The sequence below is a fragment of the Sporosarcina ureae genome (assembly GCF_002109325.1).
GTDB lineage: Bacteria > Bacillota > Bacilli > Bacillales_A > Planococcaceae > Sporosarcina > Sporosarcina ureae_C.
This window is the reverse complement of the sequence record NZ_CP015348.1, coordinates 1,220,656-1,240,301: the sequence shown is the minus strand read 5'-3', so window position 1 is coordinate 1,240,301 and position 19,646 is coordinate 1,220,656. Positions and strand designations below refer to the sequence as shown.

20 protein-coding genes are annotated in these 19,646 nt (G+C 39.4%); 12 read left to right on the top strand and 8 right to left on the bottom strand.

Annotated elements, in window-relative coordinates:
* The first annotated feature begins 82 nt into the window (after positions 1–82).
* From SporoP32a_RS06290 to SporoP32a_RS06280, 3 genes are all read left to right on the top strand, one after another.
* Positions 83–451 (top strand): carboxymuconolactone decarboxylase family protein, encoded by a 369-nt coding sequence (locus SporoP32a_RS06290; protein WP_085427121.1) that lies wholly within the window; start codon positions 83–85, stop codon positions 449–451.
* A gap of 210 nt (positions 452–661) precedes the next feature.
* Entirely contained in the window at positions 662–1,393 is a 732-nt protein-coding gene (locus SporoP32a_RS06285; RefSeq protein ID WP_085427120.1) for a YqcI/YcgG family protein, read from the top strand.
* A 232-nt stretch (positions 1,394–1,625) separates the two neighbouring features.
* Positions 1,626–1,952, top strand: coding sequence for a hypothetical protein (locus tag SporoP32a_RS06280; RefSeq protein WP_085427119.1), 327 nt, complete (start codon positions 1,626–1,628; stop codon positions 1,950–1,952).
* 45 nt (positions 1,953–1,997) lie between these two features.
* Here the strand turns inward: SporoP32a_RS06280 and SporoP32a_RS06275 are convergent, their stop codons facing one another.
* The gene (locus SporoP32a_RS06275) at positions 1,998–2,405 is read right to left on the bottom strand and encodes a YugN family protein (protein WP_085427118.1); all 408 of its coding nucleotides are present in this window, start codon (positions 2,403–2,405) and stop codon (positions 1,998–2,000) included.
* 163 nt (positions 2,406–2,568) lie between these two features.
* On the opposite strand from SporoP32a_RS06275, the gene SporoP32a_RS06270 reads away from it, so the two are divergent.
* Positions 2,569–3,549, top strand: a complete 981-nt coding sequence (locus SporoP32a_RS06270; RefSeq protein ID WP_085427117.1) for a YsnF/AvaK domain-containing protein — start codon at positions 2,569–2,571, stop codon at positions 3,547–3,549.
* A gap of 80 nt (positions 3,550–3,629) precedes the next feature.
* Positions 3,630–3,872, top strand: coding sequence for a hypothetical protein (locus SporoP32a_RS06265; RefSeq protein ID WP_085427116.1), 243 nt, complete (start codon positions 3,630–3,632; stop codon positions 3,870–3,872).
* Positions 3,873–3,909: 37 nt separating this feature from the next.
* On the opposite strand, the gene SporoP32a_RS06260 is transcribed toward SporoP32a_RS06265, so the two are convergent.
* The 4 genes from SporoP32a_RS06260 to SporoP32a_RS06245 all read right to left on the bottom strand — a co-directional run bounded on the left by SporoP32a_RS06260 (position 3,910) and on the right by SporoP32a_RS06245 (position 8,046).
* Positions 3,910–4,404: a TspO/MBR family protein gene (locus tag SporoP32a_RS06260; protein ID WP_085427115.1), complete on the bottom strand. Its 495-nt coding sequence runs from the start codon at positions 4,402–4,404 to the stop codon at positions 3,910–3,912.
* 54 nt (positions 4,405–4,458) lie between these two features.
* Positions 4,459–6,033 (bottom strand): amidohydrolase, encoded by a 1,575-nt coding sequence (locus SporoP32a_RS06255; RefSeq protein WP_085427114.1) that lies wholly within the window; start codon positions 6,031–6,033, stop codon positions 4,459–4,461.
* A 142-nt stretch (positions 6,034–6,175) separates the two neighbouring features.
* Positions 6,176–7,510, bottom strand: coding sequence for a type I glutamate--ammonia ligase (gene glnA / locus SporoP32a_RS06250; RefSeq protein ID WP_085427113.1), 1,335 nt, complete (start codon positions 7,508–7,510; stop codon positions 6,176–6,178).
* Positions 7,511–7,695: 185 nt separating this feature from the next.
* A complete protein-coding gene (locus SporoP32a_RS06245) occupies positions 7,696–8,046 on the bottom strand; it encodes a DUF3307 domain-containing protein (protein WP_085427112.1) in 351 nt (116 codons plus the stop codon).
* A 121-nt stretch (positions 8,047–8,167) separates the two neighbouring features.
* Here SporoP32a_RS06245 and SporoP32a_RS06240 point away from each other — a divergent pair, with 121 nt between their 5' ends.
* From SporoP32a_RS06240 to SporoP32a_RS06230, 3 genes are read left to right on the top strand one after another with little or no spacing between them, the layout of a single operon-like run.
* A complete protein-coding gene (locus SporoP32a_RS06240; protein ID WP_232319601.1) occupies positions 8,168–9,325 on the top strand; it encodes an HD domain-containing phosphohydrolase in 1,158 nt (385 codons plus the stop codon).
* Positions 9,322–11,133 (top strand): adenylate/guanylate cyclase domain-containing protein, encoded by a 1,812-nt coding sequence (locus SporoP32a_RS06235; protein ID WP_085427111.1) that lies wholly within the window; start codon positions 9,322–9,324, stop codon positions 11,131–11,133. The genes SporoP32a_RS06240 and SporoP32a_RS06235 overlap by 4 nt, the downstream gene beginning before the upstream one ends.
* 39 nt (positions 11,134–11,172) lie before the next feature.
* The gene (locus tag SporoP32a_RS06230; RefSeq protein WP_099625992.1) at positions 11,173–11,502 is read left to right on the top strand and encodes a YunC family protein; all 330 of its coding nucleotides are present in this window, start codon (positions 11,173–11,175) and stop codon (positions 11,500–11,502) included.
* 71 nt (positions 11,503–11,573) lie between these two features.
* Here SporoP32a_RS06230 and SporoP32a_RS06225 read toward each other — a convergent pair whose 3' ends face one another.
* Entirely contained in the window at positions 11,574–11,810 is a 237-nt protein-coding gene (locus SporoP32a_RS06225) for a hypothetical protein (protein WP_085427109.1), read from the bottom strand.
* A 30-nt stretch (positions 11,811–11,840) separates the two neighbouring features.
* Positions 11,841–12,029: a hypothetical protein gene (locus SporoP32a_RS06220; RefSeq protein WP_085427108.1), complete on the bottom strand. Its 189-nt coding sequence runs from the start codon at positions 12,027–12,029 to the stop codon at positions 11,841–11,843.
* A 647-nt stretch (positions 12,030–12,676) separates the two neighbouring features.
* Between SporoP32a_RS06220 and SporoP32a_RS06215 the strand changes: the two genes are divergently transcribed.
* On the top strand, positions 12,677–16,510 hold the full coding sequence (locus SporoP32a_RS06215) for a DEAD/DEAH box helicase (RefSeq protein WP_085427107.1): 3,834 nt from the start codon (positions 12,677–12,679) through the stop codon (positions 16,508–16,510).
* Positions 16,511–16,529: 19 nt separating this feature from the next.
* Complete coding sequence (locus tag SporoP32a_RS06210; protein WP_085427106.1) at positions 16,530–17,264, top strand: hypothetical protein; 735 nt, start codon at positions 16,530–16,532, stop codon at positions 17,262–17,264.
* Positions 17,265–17,302: 38 nt separating this feature from the next.
* On the opposite strand, the gene SporoP32a_RS17010 is transcribed toward SporoP32a_RS06210, so the two are convergent.
* A complete protein-coding gene (locus tag SporoP32a_RS17010) occupies positions 17,303–17,461 on the bottom strand; it encodes a hypothetical protein (RefSeq protein WP_198166233.1) in 159 nt (52 codons plus the stop codon).
* 238 nt (positions 17,462–17,699) lie between these two features.
* On the opposite strand from SporoP32a_RS17010, the gene SporoP32a_RS06205 reads away from it, so the two are divergent.
* Positions 17,700–17,984 carry a KGG domain-containing protein gene (locus SporoP32a_RS06205; protein WP_085427105.1) on the top strand — a complete coding sequence of 95 codons (285 nt, stop codon included), beginning with the start codon at positions 17,700–17,702 and terminating at the stop codon, positions 17,982–17,984.
* Between the two features lie 174 nt (positions 17,985–18,158).
* Positions 18,159–19,505 (top strand): sodium-dependent transporter, encoded by a 1,347-nt coding sequence (locus SporoP32a_RS06200; protein ID WP_085427104.1) that lies wholly within the window; start codon positions 18,159–18,161, stop codon positions 19,503–19,505.
* Positions 19,506–19,646 lie beyond the last annotated feature (141 nt).

The window sequence follows — 19,646 nt, the reverse complement described above, 5'->3', positions numbered from 1 at the left end:
TAATTGCTTATAACATTTCCTTAATCGCTGCATAGCAAACAAAGAATCGGACATACTGTTGCTATAACGGGAGGCGATCTATATGGAAGACTATACATTTACAGATGCCGTACTGGCAGATTACAAAACCGGTATGGGCGCAATGAGCGAACAATTGCCGAAGTTAATGAAATCATTCCATGCATTTACGGAAGTAAGTTTTGAAGAAGGAGATATCAGTCAAAAATATAAGCAGCTCATTGCACTTGCAGTTAGTGTGTACGCTCATAGTGAATACTGCATTATTTTCCATACAAAAGCCTGTATGGATGCAGGTTGTACAGTTTCAGAAGTGCTGGAATCGGTCGGAGTAGCAGCCGCACTTGGCGGAGGAAGTGCTTTGAGCCAAGCAGTCACGTTGGTTATGCAAACGATCGATGAATTACAGGAAAATCCGAAACCTATACAATAAAAGAACGCCTTGTCGAATGAAATCGATGAGGTGTTCTCTTTGTATAAAATCGTAGTGTGTTCTAGGTCCCCATCGTATTCCGTATCTTGTATAAGTTGCTCTCGAGGAGTGTAAATAGTAAGTGAGAACCATTTCCTCCATATGTTTCATTCCGTTAAGGTGAGGGTAACGCATATACAGCATAGTTAGTTAGAGGGGGAATATAAAACATTGATTCAAACATCAAACCCGTTATTGAAAAAGGAAGACTTTACAGAACGTAATGATTTACCAGAATGGTTACTTAGAGAATATCAGACGTTCCATGCTATTGTGACGGACAAAACGTTTCCATGCTATTTTGGAATGGCTGGTGAAAATAAAGGTGAGTTACGCTATGCATATGTTTCTCAAAAGGACTGGTCAAACTTACCTCAAGCGTTGTCAGCATTTTTAAAGCTATTCGAAAATCCTAAGCATAAACGTCATGGATTATTTGTCTTTGTTGAGCCTTTTGAAGAAGAAGGTTCAATAGAAGAATATCGTCAGCAGTTTTGGGATATTCTGCAGTATGTGCATATAGAAGATCCGAAAGAATGGCCAGCTGAAGCACCACGTGACCCTGATCACTACCTATGGGACTTCCATTTCCAAGGCGAGCCGATTTTTGCTTTTGGCAATGCGCCTGCTTATAAACAGAGGAAGACGCGTGATCTAGGCAATGCAATGGTCATCGGTTTTCAGCCACGTAAGATTTTTAAAGGTCTAACAGGCACAGAAAAGGGTGGGATCAACTCGCGTGAAAAGGTTCGTGAGCGTGTCGAGGAATGGGATGATCTTCCGAAGCATCCGGACATTAGCCACTTCGGAGATCCAACGCATAATGAATGGAAACAGTCCTTCATCGGCGACGATTGCGTGCCGCTAACAGGGAAGTGCCCATTTACGCATAAAGATATGTAAAAACAGACTGTCTTTGTAGTCGTGAACTCACGATTGCAGGGGCTTTTTTAAAAATGGTTTAGTTCAAGTTAGAGTGCGTAGGAATAGTGAGTGAATTTGTGAGTAAAAGCGAAGCGTTAGGAGCACATCTTTGCACTAACTAACCACCGCAACACATTCTGTCTCAAGCAAGAGGGTTTTAAGAATAATCAACAGGGAACACTAAAGGAAACGAGTAAAGTGAGGGGTTTCTATGAAAAAACAAACGGCAGACGTAGAAGAACTCCTGTCATTTGCTGACGGGGCTAGCCAAACAGGAACATCATGGATCAATCAAACAGACTATGTTGGAGAAGAAGACATCATGTCAGACGAGGACCTAGCAGGCAGAGAACCTCTGCAACAACTTCGAATAATCGCAGAAACAGAAGGGCAAACAAAGTATTTTGAATCGCTTTTCTATACAGGCGCGGAACTAGAAGAGTTAATGAGTGAACTCGAACCGCTCTTCGAAAAATTCCCTAAAAAAGTGCTAAGTTCAGATGAAATGGATCAAAAAGCACAAAATACTATCAAATAAGAAATGAGGATCTTCAGCCAATATCGGCAAGAAGATCCTCATTTTTTACTCCAAGTACTGTAATATTTCTTCAATCGCAAGTTCGCCAGCGGTTTCCCAGCGACTCTTATCACGGATTTCTGCATCTTTATCTAATGGCGTTTGGAACTGATTGAATGAACCACTTATCAAAGAACTATCATCGTGTTCTAGTCCCAAGTTGACCACATGTTTGATCACATATGGTTTTTTGAACTTGATCGAAGTATTAAAATCATCCAATTCACCGTCATGTGCTTCGAACGGAACACGTAAATAAATCGTTTCGCCACCTTCTCTATGAAGAATGGAATCAAAACTACCTTTGTCATAATCCCAGCCACCGCCAAAATGATAACCGTGCTGATCTACTTTATCCCGTAAAGTCCCAAAGCACGCTAGTTTGCCTTCGATTGACGTATTTAATTCCAGCATGAAATCACTCCTTTTTATAAGCATTCCTTACTAGCAATTATTTATACATCGCATAAAAAAAACACGGAAATGTTTTTAATTTCGACAACCGGGGTAAAAGTATCAACACGACGATGAAACGAATTTTACAAATAACTAACTAAAATACTAGGAGGAGATTTAAATGGGTAAGAATAGATATATTGGAATGTACTTTAATGAAACAGAATTGATGAACCGCGTGGACGAGCTGAAAAGAGAAGGATGGCCTGAAGATGATATTTATGTAGTTGTGAAAAATGAAGATCAGTTAACTATGGTGAGAAGTCGTACAGATGCAGAAATTAAATCAGCCGACGATTCATGGTGGGATCGTTTCATGGGATTCGTATCCGGAGAAGATCATGTACGTCGTATGGTAGATAGCCTAGAGTTCGGTACAGAAGATACAGTGAAGTATTATCAGGAAATTGAACAGGGCGGCATGTTGCTCTATGTTGATTCCGGCGAAGCAAACCGTCACTATATGGACAACACAGACTTCTACGGTAGAGATGGAAAAAGTACAGATGTGAATCTTGGAGCGAACGGTTTAAGCGTAACAGACCAAGAATTGAACGGCGGAGATCCTGCTTTCAGATTAAGCCAGACACTTCCTGATCAAACACTTAATCATCAAAATCATGAAGTAGACCCTGCAATTCATACGAATGAACATGCTTTATCCGGTGAGAACACAGAAGAAGAGAGTTTACGTTTGCATGAAGAACGTCTTCAAGTAGATAAGCATGAAACACAGCGTGGAGAGATTCGTGTTGAAAAAGAAGTAGTAGAAGAACCTAGATCAGTAGATGTCAGTGTTTCACATGACGAAGTAACGATTGAACGCAGACCTGTTGTAGATGGTGAAATAGGTCATGAAAGCCAATACGTTAACGATGCGACAGCATTTAGAGAAGATGATGAAACGATCCGTATTCCGATTACTGAGGAACGCGTAGAAGTAACGAAGAAACCAGTTGTCACGGAAGAGATTATTCTTAAGAAGCGAGAAGTTGTAGAAAATGAAACAATCCATGAAACTGTGAAACGTGAAGAAGTACACTTCGAAAAAGAAGGCGAAGTAGATATTCAAGGTGACCAGTTGGACAAAGACCGTTTCTAAAATAGATGGATAGCAAACGCCTTGTCATTCCCTTTCTGCATAATGTAAGATAGAAGTAATAGCCAGGAAGGGGAGATGACATGTTTAAGCAACCAGGTATTGCCGCCGTGCTAAGTTTTTTCTGGACTGGCGTTGGTCAAATCTATAATGGACAAATTCTAAAAGGGATTTTACTTATTATCCTACAAGGAATCAACGGTTTACTTATGTTTGTAGGTATCGGTTTCATTACGTATCCAATTGTATGGATTTGGGGAATGTTCGATGCATATAAGACTGCTGAACGTATGAACTACAATCAAAATCACTATAATCAACGATAAAAAATGTCCTCGCCGTTAGTGGCGGGGACGTTTTTGTTTACTTATTTAATTTCCAAGTAGAGTAATTAAGCGTCAATGCGAACATGACCCATCCAATATAAGGAACCATCAAAGCGCCTGCTGTACGGTCGATCTTATTGAATTCATAAGCCGTCATGGCGATTGCACCTAACATAATCGTCATCTCTACCAAAGCTGTGCCTCGTAAATTCCATTTAAAGAACAGGAAAGACCACAGGAAGTTCAGTCCCAATTGAACATCATATAATGGCTCGGCAACATCCTTCAGCTGCGTTTGTTGCTTCATTTCTACGCGGTAGTTCGCTACCCCCATCATCGTATAGAGTGCGGTCCAAGCAATCGGAAAAGCGGCACCAGGAGGAGAGAATGAAGGTTTCTCCAACTTTGCATACTGCTCCTGTGTATTGCGGTTTGCAAAGTATCCAATGAGTGAGCCACCCAATACGGGAATCAACACATTGCGCGTAAGTTTCTTCCAATCTAGTTGCCCTTGTACTTTAAGTAATTCCAAAATAAAACCTCCTTTTCAGAAAGTTTCCCCCTTTCATTACTTACTAAACCGTTATTACATATTCGCTGAATACATCACTTCGCCTGCAACTATAGTTTTCGCTACTTTCACTTCAGTAATACGGTCAACAGCCACGGTGAAAATATCTTCTTTCAGTACAGTGAAATCCGCGTCAAATCCAATCGAAAGAAGTCCACGAGAATCAGCTTTATCTATTGTAGCTGCAGCGCCTGAAGTAAATAATTGTACTGCTTCAAAACGAGTAAGTTTTTCATCAGGTAAATAACCTTCGTGCTGTTCAATCGGCAATCTTCTTGTGATGGCTGCATGTATGCCTAGTAAAGGATTGGGGTCTTCAATAGGTGCGTCTGATCCTCCGCCGCAAATAAACCCTTTGGCGAGAAGTTTTTTCCAAGCATATGCCCATTCTAGACGATCCATGCCAAGTCGATCTCCAATCCACGGGAAGTCGGAAGGAACGAAAGCAGGCTGTATATCCAAAACGATTGGAAGCTTTTGCATTCTCTCTACTAAATCATCACGTAACAAGATGACATGTATAAATCGATCTTTTTTACCTACAGGTGCGGGATACTTTTCAATGACATCCAATGCCTTTTCAACTGCTAGATCCCCAATCATATGTATCGCAACAGCTTCTCCGTAATGTCGTGCCATTTTAACGTGGTTCTCTAGCTCTTCATCGGTTAGGACGGCTGTACCGACATTATCCGGTTGATCGGCATACGGTTCACTCAACAGCGCAGTACTGCCACCAAAAGCACCGTCAATAAAGAACTTCATCTCACCCGGTTCGATCCATGGTGCATTATAGAAAGCTTGATCATCCATTAACTCTGCAAACACGCTAAAGTGACGCAGTAAGTGAGCACGGAATTTACGATCACCACCGAGTACGGTATTAAAAGCTTTTAAAGGTGTTTGATACTGTCCGTAATATCCTAGGTCATCCGTTACAACACCTGTCAAACCAACAGATAGTAAGTGATCCACGGAAGTTTCCAACGCTTTCGTTACATAGTCCACTGTAGGATTCGGCAATAACTGGAGTACCCGTTGCATCGCGCCTTCCTTTAGCAATCCAGTGGGCTCACCATTTTCATCTCGTTCAATAACGCCATCATCAGGATCGGGTGTGTTTTTGGTGATACCAGCTAGTTCAAGCGCCTTGGAGTTCACAATAGCTGCGTGCCAACAAGTACGTTTCAATAGCATAGGTGAATTCGTTACAGCATCTAACTCATAGCGAGTAAAAATCTTCTTATCAGGAAAAACATTTTCATCCCAGCCTTCTCCGATGAACCATTCATTCTCAGGCAATCCTTTATAGGCATTCAAAAGTCGCTCCATCATATCTTCTGAAGAAGTCGTATCGGATAGATCTAGGCGTAACAACTTCTCACCTTGCCCAATAATGTGCATATGGTTATCGATAAATCCCGGATAAACAAATGCACCGTTCAAATCTATTTGTTTGTCGGCTTGACCTTTCAGTTCATCATAGGAACCAGTTGCTATGATTTTTCCGTCTTTCGTTAGTAAAGCATCTATTGTATGTCCTTCATTTTGCATCGTATAAAAGAGTGCATTAAACCAAATTGTTGTCATATAGAAATCTCCTTTTCTTTCTATAGTAAACCGATTAGGATGAATGAACAATAGAACTGATTTTAACTAGTTTATGCAATTAAAAAACGGCTGTACATACAGCCGTTTACTTTAGTTCATATTCTAGTATCGTGCTACTAACTTAATACATCTTCATATATCGTTCGAGTTCCCAAGGGTGTACCGTAATACGATAGCTCTCCCATTCTTGAAGCTTAGCCTCACTAAAGTTCGCGTAGATATGGGAACCCAGTGCATCTTGAATAATTGGATCTTCAGATAACGCGATGAGGGCATGATCGAGATCGGTAGGCAATGTGTCGATGCCATGTTCTTTAAGCTCTTCAGACTTCATTTCATAAATGTTGCGATCAACAGGAGCTGGTGGAGTAAGTTTTCGCTTAATACCATCGAGTCCTGCTTTTAAAATAACGGCTAACGCTAAGTAGGGGTTAGCGGACGAATCAACAGAACGGACTTCCACACGTGTGCTCATTCCACGTGATGCAGGGATACGTATTAAAGGGCTGCGGTTTTGTGCAGACCAGGCAACATAGCAAGGCGCTTCGTAGCCAGGAACTAAGCGTTTATAAGAGTTAACAGTCGGATTTGTAATAGCAGTGAAACCGCGGACATGATCTAGAACACCAGACATGAACTGATAAGCCGTTTCACTTAATTTACGCTCGCCTCCTTCATCAAAAAAGACATTTTCTCCATCTTTAAATAGGGAAACATTACAATGCATTCCAGAACCGCTAACACCGTATAAAGGCTTAGGCATGAACGTAGCGTGTAGACCATGTTTACGTGCTATCGTTTTGACAACCAGTTTAAAGGTTTGTATATTATCGCAAGCTGTTAATACATCTGCATATTTAAAATCAATTTCATGTTGTCCTGGTGCTGCTTCATGATGGGAAGCTTCCACTTCAAATCCTAATTCCTCAAGTTCTAACACAATATCACGTCGGCAGTTTTCACCTAAGTCCATGGGTGCCAAATCAAAATAGTCACCATGATCATTGAGCTCCATCGTTGGTTGTTTATTAGCGTCCAATTTGAAAAGGAAAAATTCAGGTTCGGGTCCTAGATTGAAATCAGTGAAGCCGAGTTCTTTCATTTCTGCTATAATTCGCTTTAAATTCCCACGGGGGTCTCCAGAAAAGGGCTCGCCGTTCGCTAAATGGACGTCGCAAATTAAGCGGGCTACACGACCCGTACCAGAGGGCCATGGGAATACCATCCATGTATCTAAGTCAGGCACTAAATACATATCAGATTCTTCAATCCGTACAAAACCTTCGATAGAAGACCCGTCAAACATCATTTTATTATCCAGAGCCTTTTCGAGCTGGCTGATTGGAATCTCTACATTCTTAATCATGCCAAAAATATCAGTAAACTGAAGACGGATGAAATTCACATTCTTTTCTTTCACGAATCGATAAACGTCTTCTCTTGTAATGCTTCCCATCTGGCCACACTCCTTATGATTGTTTGAAACGAATCTTCTTCGTAACATTTTTCTATAATAATGCGCAGGAAGACAGATTACAAGAGTTATTAACTAGATTTTGAAATAAATATAAGACTTAAGTTCTTGTTTTAGACAAAAAAACAAGCCCTCAATTTGGGAGCTTGTAAATAAATACTATTTTCCTAATATAGAATATGGATAATTGCACCTATAACTAGTAAATGGAAAACCTGGTCGACTACAATCGTCAGCCAGTTTCCTTCTGGTTTATGGACCCCCATAATGATTCTGACCCACCATAAGACAAAAGTACGTTTGTCCAAAAAAACATGACTGACAAAGATCACGGCTATAGCTAAATAGCTTAAGGAGAACCCGCCAACGACCATGGCCGCCACCAATGAAAGTGTGTAAAGTACACAATGCGTTAATAAAGGAATCCACTTATTCGCTTTATTCATGGCCATCCAAGTATTCTGCAATAAATAATCTCCGACTAGATGACCAAGTAGTAAGTAAGTAAATAGATTCATTTGGTGGACCTCCAATACTAAATATGAAACGAAGTAACTATGTTTTATGTCTATATCATGATAATATTAACATATATAAGGGAAAGATAAATCAATTATTTTTCTAAAGGGGGCAGTGAATTTGCCAGCTTCATCCAATGCATTTACGAATAATAAAATAAATGGATCAAATTCAGATCGCTTATTAGCGGTCATTTTTGAATATATGACAAAAATATCAGTTGAAACGGATATAAAAAAGATGGTTATGAATCTAGCGGATTTAGGCAAGGAACTTGTAGCAGCAGATCGCTGTTCTGTATGGTTACATGAAGCCAACGAAAAAACACTATGGACTGTCGGCGGTCATGGCGTTAAAACGATTAGTATCCCAGACGATAGTGGATTTGTTGGCCATTGTGTGAAGACTGGGGAAGCACTCATAATTGAAGATGCATACTCAGATCATCGATTTAATCGCACAGTTGATTTAGAAACAGGATATCATACGACTTCTATTCTCTGTATTCCTTTTCATAATGCGGAAGGGGAAATTATTGGTGCGTTTCAAGCCATCAATAAACAAACAGAAACACAAATTTTTTCCAACGAAGACTTAGAAGTGTTAAAGATTGCTTCGAATTTCACAGGAAAATCACTTGAAGCCTTCATCTTGCGAAACGAATTAGTCGAAACGCAAAAAGAAATTATTGTTCGCATGGGGGAAATTGGAGAAAGTCGTTCACAGGAAACAGGTTTTCATGTGAAGAGGGTAGCCAAATATTCATATTTATTGGCTTGTCTTTCAGGAATTTCGGAAACGGAAGCATTAAAATTTAAATACGCTTCCCCGATGCATGATATTGGGAAAGTCGCAATTCCTGACAGTATTTTATTGAAACCTGGGAAATTAACCGAACAAGAATTTGAAATGATGAAACAGCATACGACAATTGGTCATAATGTTTTCAAGAAGTCAAAGCGTGAATTACTGAAAATCGCTGCGATTATTGCGAATGAACATCATGAACGATGGGATGGCAAAGGCTATCCTGCTGGTAAACAAGCGGATGACATTCATATATATGGTCGTATTACTGCGGTGGCAGATGTATTTGATGCATTGGGAAGTGACCGAGTGTACAAAAAGGCCTGGCCACTTGAAAAAATTATCGCGTATATGAAAGAAGAGCGGTATAAACAATTTGATGGGCGACTCGTTGATATATTCTTAGAGAATTTAGATCAATTCATCGCCATACGTGATGAATTTGTAGATGGAAGTGAAGAGTTACTATGAGAAAAACTATGCATTTTCGTGATGAGCAAGTAGTGGATTTGTCGCCTAGCGTGGTATGGGAGTTGTTAGCTAACACAAATGAGTTAAATAAGTATGCAGGTATGTTTCCAGTTAACTTCAATCAGTTTATTGAAGAAGATCAACAACTCATTCGTTATGCGGATGCCTCTGTTTTTAATATGATACCGTTGAAATGGAAAGAATACGTTTTTGAATGGGTTAGATATTCACACTACTCGGTAGAGCGTAAATATATAAAAGGGCCTTTTGATACCGTTTTTTGGAGTATTCGACTCGAGCCGTTACCTGAAGAGAAGACGAAAATCATTTTACATGGAGATTTCGTTTGTCGAAATATTCTCGGTCCAATAGCACTGGGAGCCATAGTCTATCCGCAACTGCGAAATATGATTACGTACGCTATGGAGTTTGAAAAATATAAAGGGAAAGAAAAGCCACTTGGGAAAATGAAGATTGATCTTGAATCTACACGCTTAGATCATGCGATTTCATTATTAAGAGACTCGTTTTCTACTAAAGAAATGATTGATGCATTGGAAAAAACAATTCGCAATGGTTCGGATGAATTGGTGACCGAAATGCAACCATATCATTGGGCGAGAATTCATCATTTTGACCGTTTTGCATCAGTTGAGCTGTTTTTATTAGCAAATGCGGCGGGGCTGCTGGATTATGACTGGAGTCTAATGTGCCCGAATTGCCGTGTGCCCAAAGGAAAAGCTGCTGCGTTAAAGCAAATGACAAACACGGTTCACTGTGAATTATGTGGTGTCGATTATGAATTGGACTTTGATCGCTATGTCGAAATGAAATTCCATGTGAATGCAGCTATTCGAAAAGTTGATCATACGATTTATTGTATTAATGGTCCTATCAAAACGCCTCATGTACTGGGTCAATTCAGAATTTCTCCCCATACCAATAAAACAATCCATTGGCCGGAATTCGATGAAAAACTTAGATGTCGGGTACTGAAATATAATGACAGTTTAGAGATAACAGATGGAATGTCTGAATCCGCGGACATTACCTATACATCAGAAGGATTTATTCAAGAATCAGTTTCCTATGCAAAGCAATTTACAATTCAGAATGAAACCGATAAAGAAATTGTAGTCGTCTTCGAAAAACGGAACTGGAATGATGATGCACTAACTGCACGGGAAGCTACTTCTCTTCAGTTGTTCCGTGATTTACTTGGAACAGAAGTATTGGCCCCAGGTCTTCAAATTGGCGTTGGACATATGTCTATTCTATTCACCGACTTAAAGGACTCTACTAAGCTATATGAACAGATTGGAGATGCAAAAGCTTACTCTGATGTTCAAAAGCATTTTGAATACTTGATGAAGTGTATAAGGGAACACAAAGGAACGATCGTCAAAACTATAGGGGATTCAGTAATGGGCGCATTTACGAATGAATTCGACTCGTTTAAGGCAGCGTTCGCTATACAACAAGGCATACACAATTTAAATGAAAAGTTATCACAGCCAGTCCAAATCAAAGTTGGTTTCCATACAGGCTCTGTTATTGCAGTAAACGCGAATGATTTATTGGATTACTTTGGAGGTACTGTTAATAAAGCAGCTCGCATTCAAGACAAGAGCACGGGTGGCGATTTACTCATTCATCATGATGTATATGAAAGGCTAATTAATGAGCGACCTGGAATTGCTGAACTGAAAAGTGAATTCTTTACAGCAAAACTAAATGGCTTTGAAGAAGAAATACAGCTTGTGCGATTTATTATAGACGGAAAGACACCAGACGTGCTTAGTGCGTAAGGTGTCTTTTTTACTTTCACATTTTGAACGATTCTACATATGCTGATAAAGAAAGGGGTGGGTGTCTTGATTGAACACCAAAGTATATCTATTGATGGACAGTCATTTCAAGCAGTCACAGTGAAGTTGCCTAAAACTACGCTACTTACAGTTTCAAATGACAAAGGGTATATTATGTGCGGTGCCCTAGATGTAGGTTTGCTAAACAGTGTGTTGGCGGATCGTAAAATTATTGCAGGACGCGCGGTAGGAGTGAAGACGATTGAACAGTTGCTCGCTGCACCTTTAGAATCGGTAACACTTGAAGCTGAACAATATGGTATTTCTGCAGGTATGATCGGTTCAGAAGCCTTATTGAAAATGACATGAAAAATGGCGCCTAATTAATTAGGGCGCCATTTTTCTTTATACAATTAAAGTATTGCTCATACACAAGACAGTTATTTATTATCGTATTTCTCTTCGCTAGATGAATTGTCTTTCGTCTCACGATGATTTCTTTCTTCTTCCTCTTCCATACGCACATCTTCTAATGGAATAGCATCTACAGTCTGCATATCCTCATGCATATCGTAAATACTTTCTTTATCAGTCTTTAAATTTTCAGGATTGTCCATATAGCCGCCTTTTGCATCTTGGCGGTCTTTTTCTGTAAATACTTTTTTCTCTTTACTCATGACGATCCGCTCCTTTGCTGTCTAGTTAAGTTAATCTAAAAATCGACCTAATAATCCTTTATTCGGTGCAGGTTTTTGATTGTGGTCTTTACGTTCACCACGCATAGGTGTGTCATTAAATTCATCGAATTGGCGTGATAATTTGTCGCGTGCGTCTTTGTTACGCATCAAATAGGCTGCACCTAAACCGATTGCTGTTAAAGCCATTCTCTTTTTCATAAAGTGCTCCTCCTCGTTATTGTTTCTTATTGATTTGTTTTCCCAGTTTCCATTCATGCTAAACAAATAACGTAAAGGCGAAGAAACAAAGAACAGCCAGCAATCGAAAACTCTCGACTGCTGACTGTTCTTTTCTTACTATGCGGAAAATTTTATGTTGCGATTACTCCATACTGACGAAATAACATTGTACGCTCGTCGTATGCATGTTGCATCTTACACTGCTTAACTTCTTTGAAGCAGGTATTTCACGTGCACTTACACAAAAAACTTCTTTCGCATTGCCTGGTAAACCTGTCCTTCTGTTGGAACCTTAAAAACAGATTCCCAAACCGAGTGTACCAATTGCCAGTAAAGAAAAATTTTCCGCCAAGGCTGTGCATCTCTTCCAGATCTAGTAGCTTAACTTCTCTAACTAGTTCCTTCAGTTTGCCTTGTATATATAGTATACCCAGGTAAACCATTCCTAAACATTTTTTTTAAAATTAATTTAAAATCTTTTTAAAGTTTTTTATAACTCGCGGTTAATGTACTTATGATCTATAATAGAGGACTGAGGTGAGAGCTTTGAACAAGGGATTAACAGGGAGAAGCACGATGAATGATCTTGCTGAAGTAAAGCCCTATGTAAAAGAGAATTTACTATTATGAGTCCAGTACAAAATATAGAAATGATACCTTGCAGTCTTGAAATAACAAAAAATGCACGAAAAGGTTTAGAACAGTGGTTTTTAAGTGAGGAGGCTTTTGTTTCTTCAGAGTCTACTTTTGATATACATATTGAGAAGAAGCCTGAGAATCGTATGGGGAACCAATCCTATGCGTTGTTTTTTGATCCGAAAACAAATAAAAGATTTGCCAAAGAAGTACAACAACGTGTAGCAGTCATGGAATGTGTACTGAAACCGGATGGTCTGCTAGCAACCGGATTTCATGTCAGGGGTGCAAGAGAGCCAGTTCAGACGAATCGTCGACTACATACGGCAATTAAGTTCCGATTAAATCGATCTGGAGTAGCAATTCCAATCGAATTCTATACGAAATTGCGCCAATTACCCGTTGCAGAAGAACGCTCAGAATATGTTAAAAAGCGAATTGAAAGCTGGGAAGGATATCTGCAAATAGCGGAGAAAAATGCGGATGTAGAAGATATCAATTGTACATTTACCCAAGCTAGTTTCACTAGTGATTTCACAAAGTTACGTCTTCAATGCAATGATTTGCAAACGAAAAACTGGAAGCAACTTCGCGGATTTAGTGTGAAAATGAACGAGCTATCTACGGATATTGGACAAGTCGTTGATGCGCAAAAGGGTCAAAAAATCATTGTAGTGGAATTGAATCAGCGGTTTCAAAAGAAAGCTAGATCTGAACAATGGTTGCCCACGCGTAATAAAAGTATAGTGCTGACGAACTTTGCTGAATTGAGTCAGATTCGTCGGTTACGTAAAGGTTTCAAGGATTTGCAGGATGGACTTGCAGCCAATGCGAATCTAGAGAGGGTTTTATTTGAAGAACGGCCTGTCGTGCAGATTACTAATAAACAGCCACAACTGGAATTCCATAATAATTTAAATGAGTTCCAGCAAGAAGCCGTTTCGGGTGCGATGAAAGCACATGATCTATTTGTGATCCAAGGTCCACCAGGCACAGGGAAAACGACAGTAATTTCCGAGATTTGCTATCAGAATGTCAAAGCCGGCTTGCGGACACTTGTCGCTTCCCAATCAAATCTCGCAGTGGATAATGCACTCGGGAGATTACTGACAGATCCAGCGACACGCATTTTACGCTATGGACGATCAGAAAGTATTGAAGAAGAGGGAAAACGCTTCATGGAAGAAAATGTTGCGTTACATTGGAGAAATGAAACGATTGAAACGGTACAGGCGACACGTGCAGTTTATCGAACAAAAGATATAGAATTACAAAAGCGAGCAGATCAATTATCAGAACTGATCATACAAAACACTGAATTAAAACTTTCATTGACCGAACAACTAAAAGTACAAAGTATAGTACAAGAGAAGTTAAAAAAGCTGAAATCTGAATACTTCTCTCGAAAATCACTGCTCGATCAAGCCATTCGTCGGCTATCTCAAAAACAACAGATAGTCGAACAAATAGAAAGTGATCTAGCACGACGTACAGAAGAAATACAACTATTGCGAGAACAATTGCAATCTGAGCCAAGTAAAGTGGAATTATTAGCTCAAGTAGAAAAATGGTCTAATCAACAGCAACTACTAATACAAGCACAAACATATATCAAATTGCAGTCCGAATTACAAAATAATACTGAAGCCATACAAAAAAGTAAGGAAGAGAAACAAGAACTACCTAGTAGGAAACAAATGCTAGAAGAAACTTATAGTGAAGTGCTGTCACAAACGAAAATGAAAGATATTCAAACGGTACTATCTGTAAATCATATTGATTTACCTATTCATATTACGTTACGAAATAACGACTTACAGAAAATTATCAAATCGATCGAAAGTGGAGAGTATTCCTATGAATTTCAAGAATGGAAAGAACTTCATGAGCGTTTTCAGACAGCTATCAATAAAACACAGTCTCTTTTACAAACGCATCGTTACCCAGTAGAGACTATTGATAAGCGGTCAACCGAAAACTTCAAAACCATTCAGGAAATGCATGACATGATTGATCGTTTAGGTAAGTTTTTAATCAATCCTACGACGAAAAAGGTGCTACAAAATAAAGAAATTTCATCTGCTAAAACAGAAGTACTGCAAAAGATTGCACAAGGCATGTCACTGTTTTACGGTAAAGAAGAAATTGTTCGGGCAAAAGGAATAGAACTTCAGCAACAGAAAGTCCACTCCGTAAAGGAAGTTTTTGCAGAGGTGAAGCATGAAATTCTACGGTTTTTGCAGCATGAACTTCAAAAAACACAACTGGAGATACAGCGAAAAGACGAACATAAACAAGCACTACATTCTAAGCAAACAGAAGTAGAAGGACGAATCAAAGAATGGTTGCAAAAAAATGAGCTGCCTGAAAAGCAGTGGGAAGAAAGTCAATTGACAGAGGAAATTAATCAGTTGGAGACGATGATAGTTGAATGCAGGCAACAAATAAAAAAAGTAACACAATTAACTGCAACTATCACTACATCAGAACTAAAATGTTCCCAAGCAAAACAAAAGTTAGAAGCAGAAATGGAAGAAGTCCTAGTAGTAGAGCGAAAAACACAGCAATTGACAGATGAACAACATCAACGACAGCAGGAGATAGAAGAGCTTGCGGTTCAATTAAAACCGGATATAAAAGAGCAACTTGAAAATGTAGAAAAAGTGCTAACGCAAGCCGAACCGCAGCAAGCAGAAGTAGCGAAAGAACAACAACAACTACCCATCCTTCAGGAATTGCAAGAGCAGTGGGAAGAATTACTACAAGAGGCCAATGACTATGATCTAGATGAAATCCGTAAGCTTTATATCGATCATGCAAATGTAATTGGTACCACATGTGTCGCATCGGCTTCCAAGAAGTTTATGGATGAATACCCGGTCTTCGATGTAGTCATTATTGATGAAGTATCAAAAGCAACACCGCCAGAATTACTATTGCCGATGTTAAAAGGTAAGAAAGTTATTTTGGTAGGCGACCATCACCAGTTGCCGCCACTAGTAGGGCAAGAAACGATGGATGAACTAGTGGATCAGCAAAAAGATCCAGAAGTGCAACGAGAAATGAAAAAGTTACTCAATGAATCATTATTTGAACGCCTATTCCGAACGTTGCCAAAACAAAATAAAACGATGCTCAGTATTCAGTATCGTATGCATGAAAAGATTATGGCTACAATCGCACCGTTCTATAAAGAAGGTAACTATCAATTACAATGTGGACTTCCCAACTCAGATGAATTACGAGATCACCTTCTAGACAGCAATAACATCACAAGAAAAGATCATTTACTATGGTTGGATACACCTAATACACCGTCATTTTTCGAAGCGCAAGTCAAAGGCGGAACAAGTCGTTTCAATGAAGCGGAACTCACTATCATTCAAGATACATTGCTCGATATTGAACAGGCTACGGAAAATGCTAAAAAAGATGGCTTGATGAAACCTGATGAAAAGAAAAGTGTAGGTGTAATTAGTTTTTATGGAGAACAAGTGAAGCGGATTGACCGACTTATTCAGCAAGAGATTCGTCCGAAACAATTGCATTGTCGCACCGGTTCGGTAGATAAATTTCAAGGTATGGAAATGGACATTATTATATTGAGCTTCGTCAGAAATCATGGAGAAAAAAGTGGAGATATTGGATTCGCCAAAGACTATCGACGATTGAATGTGGCATTATCGCGAGCGCGAGAGTTGCTGATTATTGTCGGTAGTTCCGAGATGTTCACCGTCAGAACAAAGAATTCCACGACGCGAGATATGTATAAACAGTTGAGGGAAGTAGTAGAACGTCAAGGTGGATTGCGTAAAATAGAATAGATGCAAGGAGGGTGAGTAGATGGATTCGATTCGAAAAAAGTTGCAGCAAGAATTGCAACGACAGCCCGATATCCAAATACAACAATCAGACAGCTGGGGATTGCCGGTTGAGCTCATCAATATACCCTACACAACGAGTAAACGTACAACTATGGATATATTAATGAAAATGATATTGCTGACGATTCAACGACTAGAAGTGTCTGAATCAAAGAAAATCGCAGAATTTCTTGCGGTCGAGCCGCTATTCGTCGAGAATTTATTTAGCAAAATGGAAGCTTCCCGGATGATCGAATGGCGAAAAGAAAATGTTGAGCTGACGAGTATCGGTGTAAAACAATTGCAAGCAGGTGTTTACGAACATCCACCTAAAAAGGAAGAAAACAAGTTTTACTATAGTGCGTATCATAATTCGATTTTATGTCAGCAACCTGAAAAGATCTTTACAGCAAAAGTTAAAGAATTTCGATTAGCGAAGAAGTATTCAAGCAAAGCGCAAGCGTTAACTGATGATCAGTTGCGCATAGCACTTCTCGCGGCCGATGCTGAAACAGCCGAGGGCACGCTTCAGAAGGTTATTGATAAGATAGAGATACCACAAATTTTAGATAGTCAATTGATCCCTTGTATAGAATTTTATCTTTATGATCGTTCGGAAAAGAAGTACTTTACTAGGGTGTGGAATACATTAACGGAAGAGTGGGACGAATGTTTGGAGCAGATCATCGATGAACAAGCTCCTCTTCGAAAATGAAAAAGACCGGGGAAATTTCCCCGGTCTTTTTGCTGTTATCATTTACGTTTTTTCTGTTGAGTAGGAGCTTTACGTAATTCAGCAAGTTCTTTTGACATTTCTTCTTTCATGTCTTTCGGGGTGATCGTCTGGTTCTTTGGCGTTTGTGGTAATGAACCGGCAGAATTACTTCCTTTTTTGTGTTCATCTCTTCCCATATCTGATTCTCCCTTCTGTTGATACCTTCTTAAGTAAGTTGGATCAAAATTGAAAAGTTATACGCATAGTTGAAGATCAATTTAGTCGATAACCTTAAAAAATGATGAATTCCATTCCATAAGCCTTTCTATCGAAAAAAGGCTTATTTAGTCGTCTAGTGTTTAGTACGTAGCGGATTGGGAATATATGCATTAAGCATTACGGTTCGTAAAACGAATACTAGGAGGAATACTATATATGGCTAACCAACATAACACCGATCAAGAAAAGAAAATGTCTTTGGAAGAGGCAGGACGTAAAGGAGGTCAAGCAACCTCTAAAAAACACGATAAAGAATTCTATGAACAGATTGGACGTAAAGGCGGGGAAGCCACAGCCCAGAAACATAGTAGTGAGTTTTACAAAGAAATTGGACGTAAAGGTGGAAAAGCAACTTCAGAGAAACACGATAAAAATTTCTATGAAAAAATTGGGCGTAAGGGCGGAGAAGCGAGAGCCCAGCAAAATAAAAGTATGAGTTAAATAAATGAGCAGGAAGATTTTCAATAAAAAAAGGCATATCCGAAGCGGTCATTTCGATTCGGGTATGTCTATTTTTATTGTGTATAACTATCAACTATATAAATCTACTCTTGTTTCTAATGATGCAGTACAGTATAACTGTTATATGCAGAAGTAAAGGAAATGGGGGAGAATATGGAACAACGAAAAGAACAATGGTCTTCTAAGCTTGGGTTTATTATGTCTTCAGCAGGTGCAGCAATTGGCCTAGGGGCAATTTGGAAGTTCCCCTATGTTACAGGTATGAGTGGTGGCGGAGCATTCTTCCTGTTATTCGTCGTGTTTACAATTTTGATCGGTTTACCTATGTTGATCTCTGAATTCATTATTGGACGCGGTTCGGGTAAAGAAGCAATTAGTGCGTATAAAAAACTAGCGCCGACTGGTGCGTGGTCCTGGATAGGTAAGCTCGGTGTGGCAGGGTGTTTTCTTTTATTATCCTTCTATAGTGTAGTCGGTGGTTGGGTGTTCGTGTATAGCGGATTATCTATTGGTGGTAAAATTATTAGTGAAGGTGCTTCCTACTCAGAACAATTTGGCTCGATCGTCGGTTCACCACTAACGACTTTGATTGGCTTGCTTCTCTTTACGATTATTAATATATTGGTCGTATCTTCAGGCGTACAAAACGGTATTGAAAAAGCGAACAAGTATATGATGCCTTTATTATTTGTATTTTTTATTATTTTAGTTATTCGATCGTTGACGTTGCCGGGTGCAATGGAAGGTGTTTCTTTCTTCCTAAAGCCTGACTTCTCCGGTATTACTAGAGATTCTGTATTGTATGCACTTGGACAGTCCTTCTTCTCATTGGCAGTAGGATTTTCATGTATGGTAACGTATAGTTCCTATTTGAAAAAAGACGTTAGCCTGACTTCATCTGCAACTTCTGTTGTCGGCATGAATTTATTTGTTTCTTTGCTTGCGGGTCTGGCCATTTTTCCAGCAGTATTTGCATTTGGTCAAGAACCAGCTGCAGGACCTGAATTATTGTTTATGGTGTTGCCAGCAGTGTTCTCTCAGTTACCGCTCGGTCAAGTATTTTTAGCATTGTTTTTAATTTTATTCCTTTTTGCTACATTGACGTCATCATTTAGTTTGTATGAGATTATTGTGGCGGCGATGACGGCGAGTGGCAAGCGGTCGCGTAAATCCGTGACATGGTTGATTGGTGCAGTTGTATTCATCGCAGCTATTCCTTCTGCCTTATCGTCCAGTACATTGTCAGGTTTCCTGATATTTGATAAGAGTATTTTTGATGCGACAGATTATTTGGTCAGTAATATTTTACTTCCGGCAGGTTGTTTGTTGATTGCGTTATTTATTGTTCGCAAGATGGACCAGTTGTTGGTCCGTGATGAGTTTACACAGTACCATACGCAGTCTAAAGGTCTTTATCCGCTCTGGCACTTTTTGATGAAGTGGATAGTGCCGTTGACGATTATTGTGGTGTTCTTGAATACGCTTGGGATTGTGAAGTAAGTGAATGTTAAGGCTCCGTTGATCTGCGTTCCAGGCAGATGTGTTTGCTCTAAAACGGAAATCCCCATCCACTCACTAATTACTCATTTTAATATACTATAGAGACTTCCTACTAGGGGAGTCTCTTTCTGTGTAAGAATG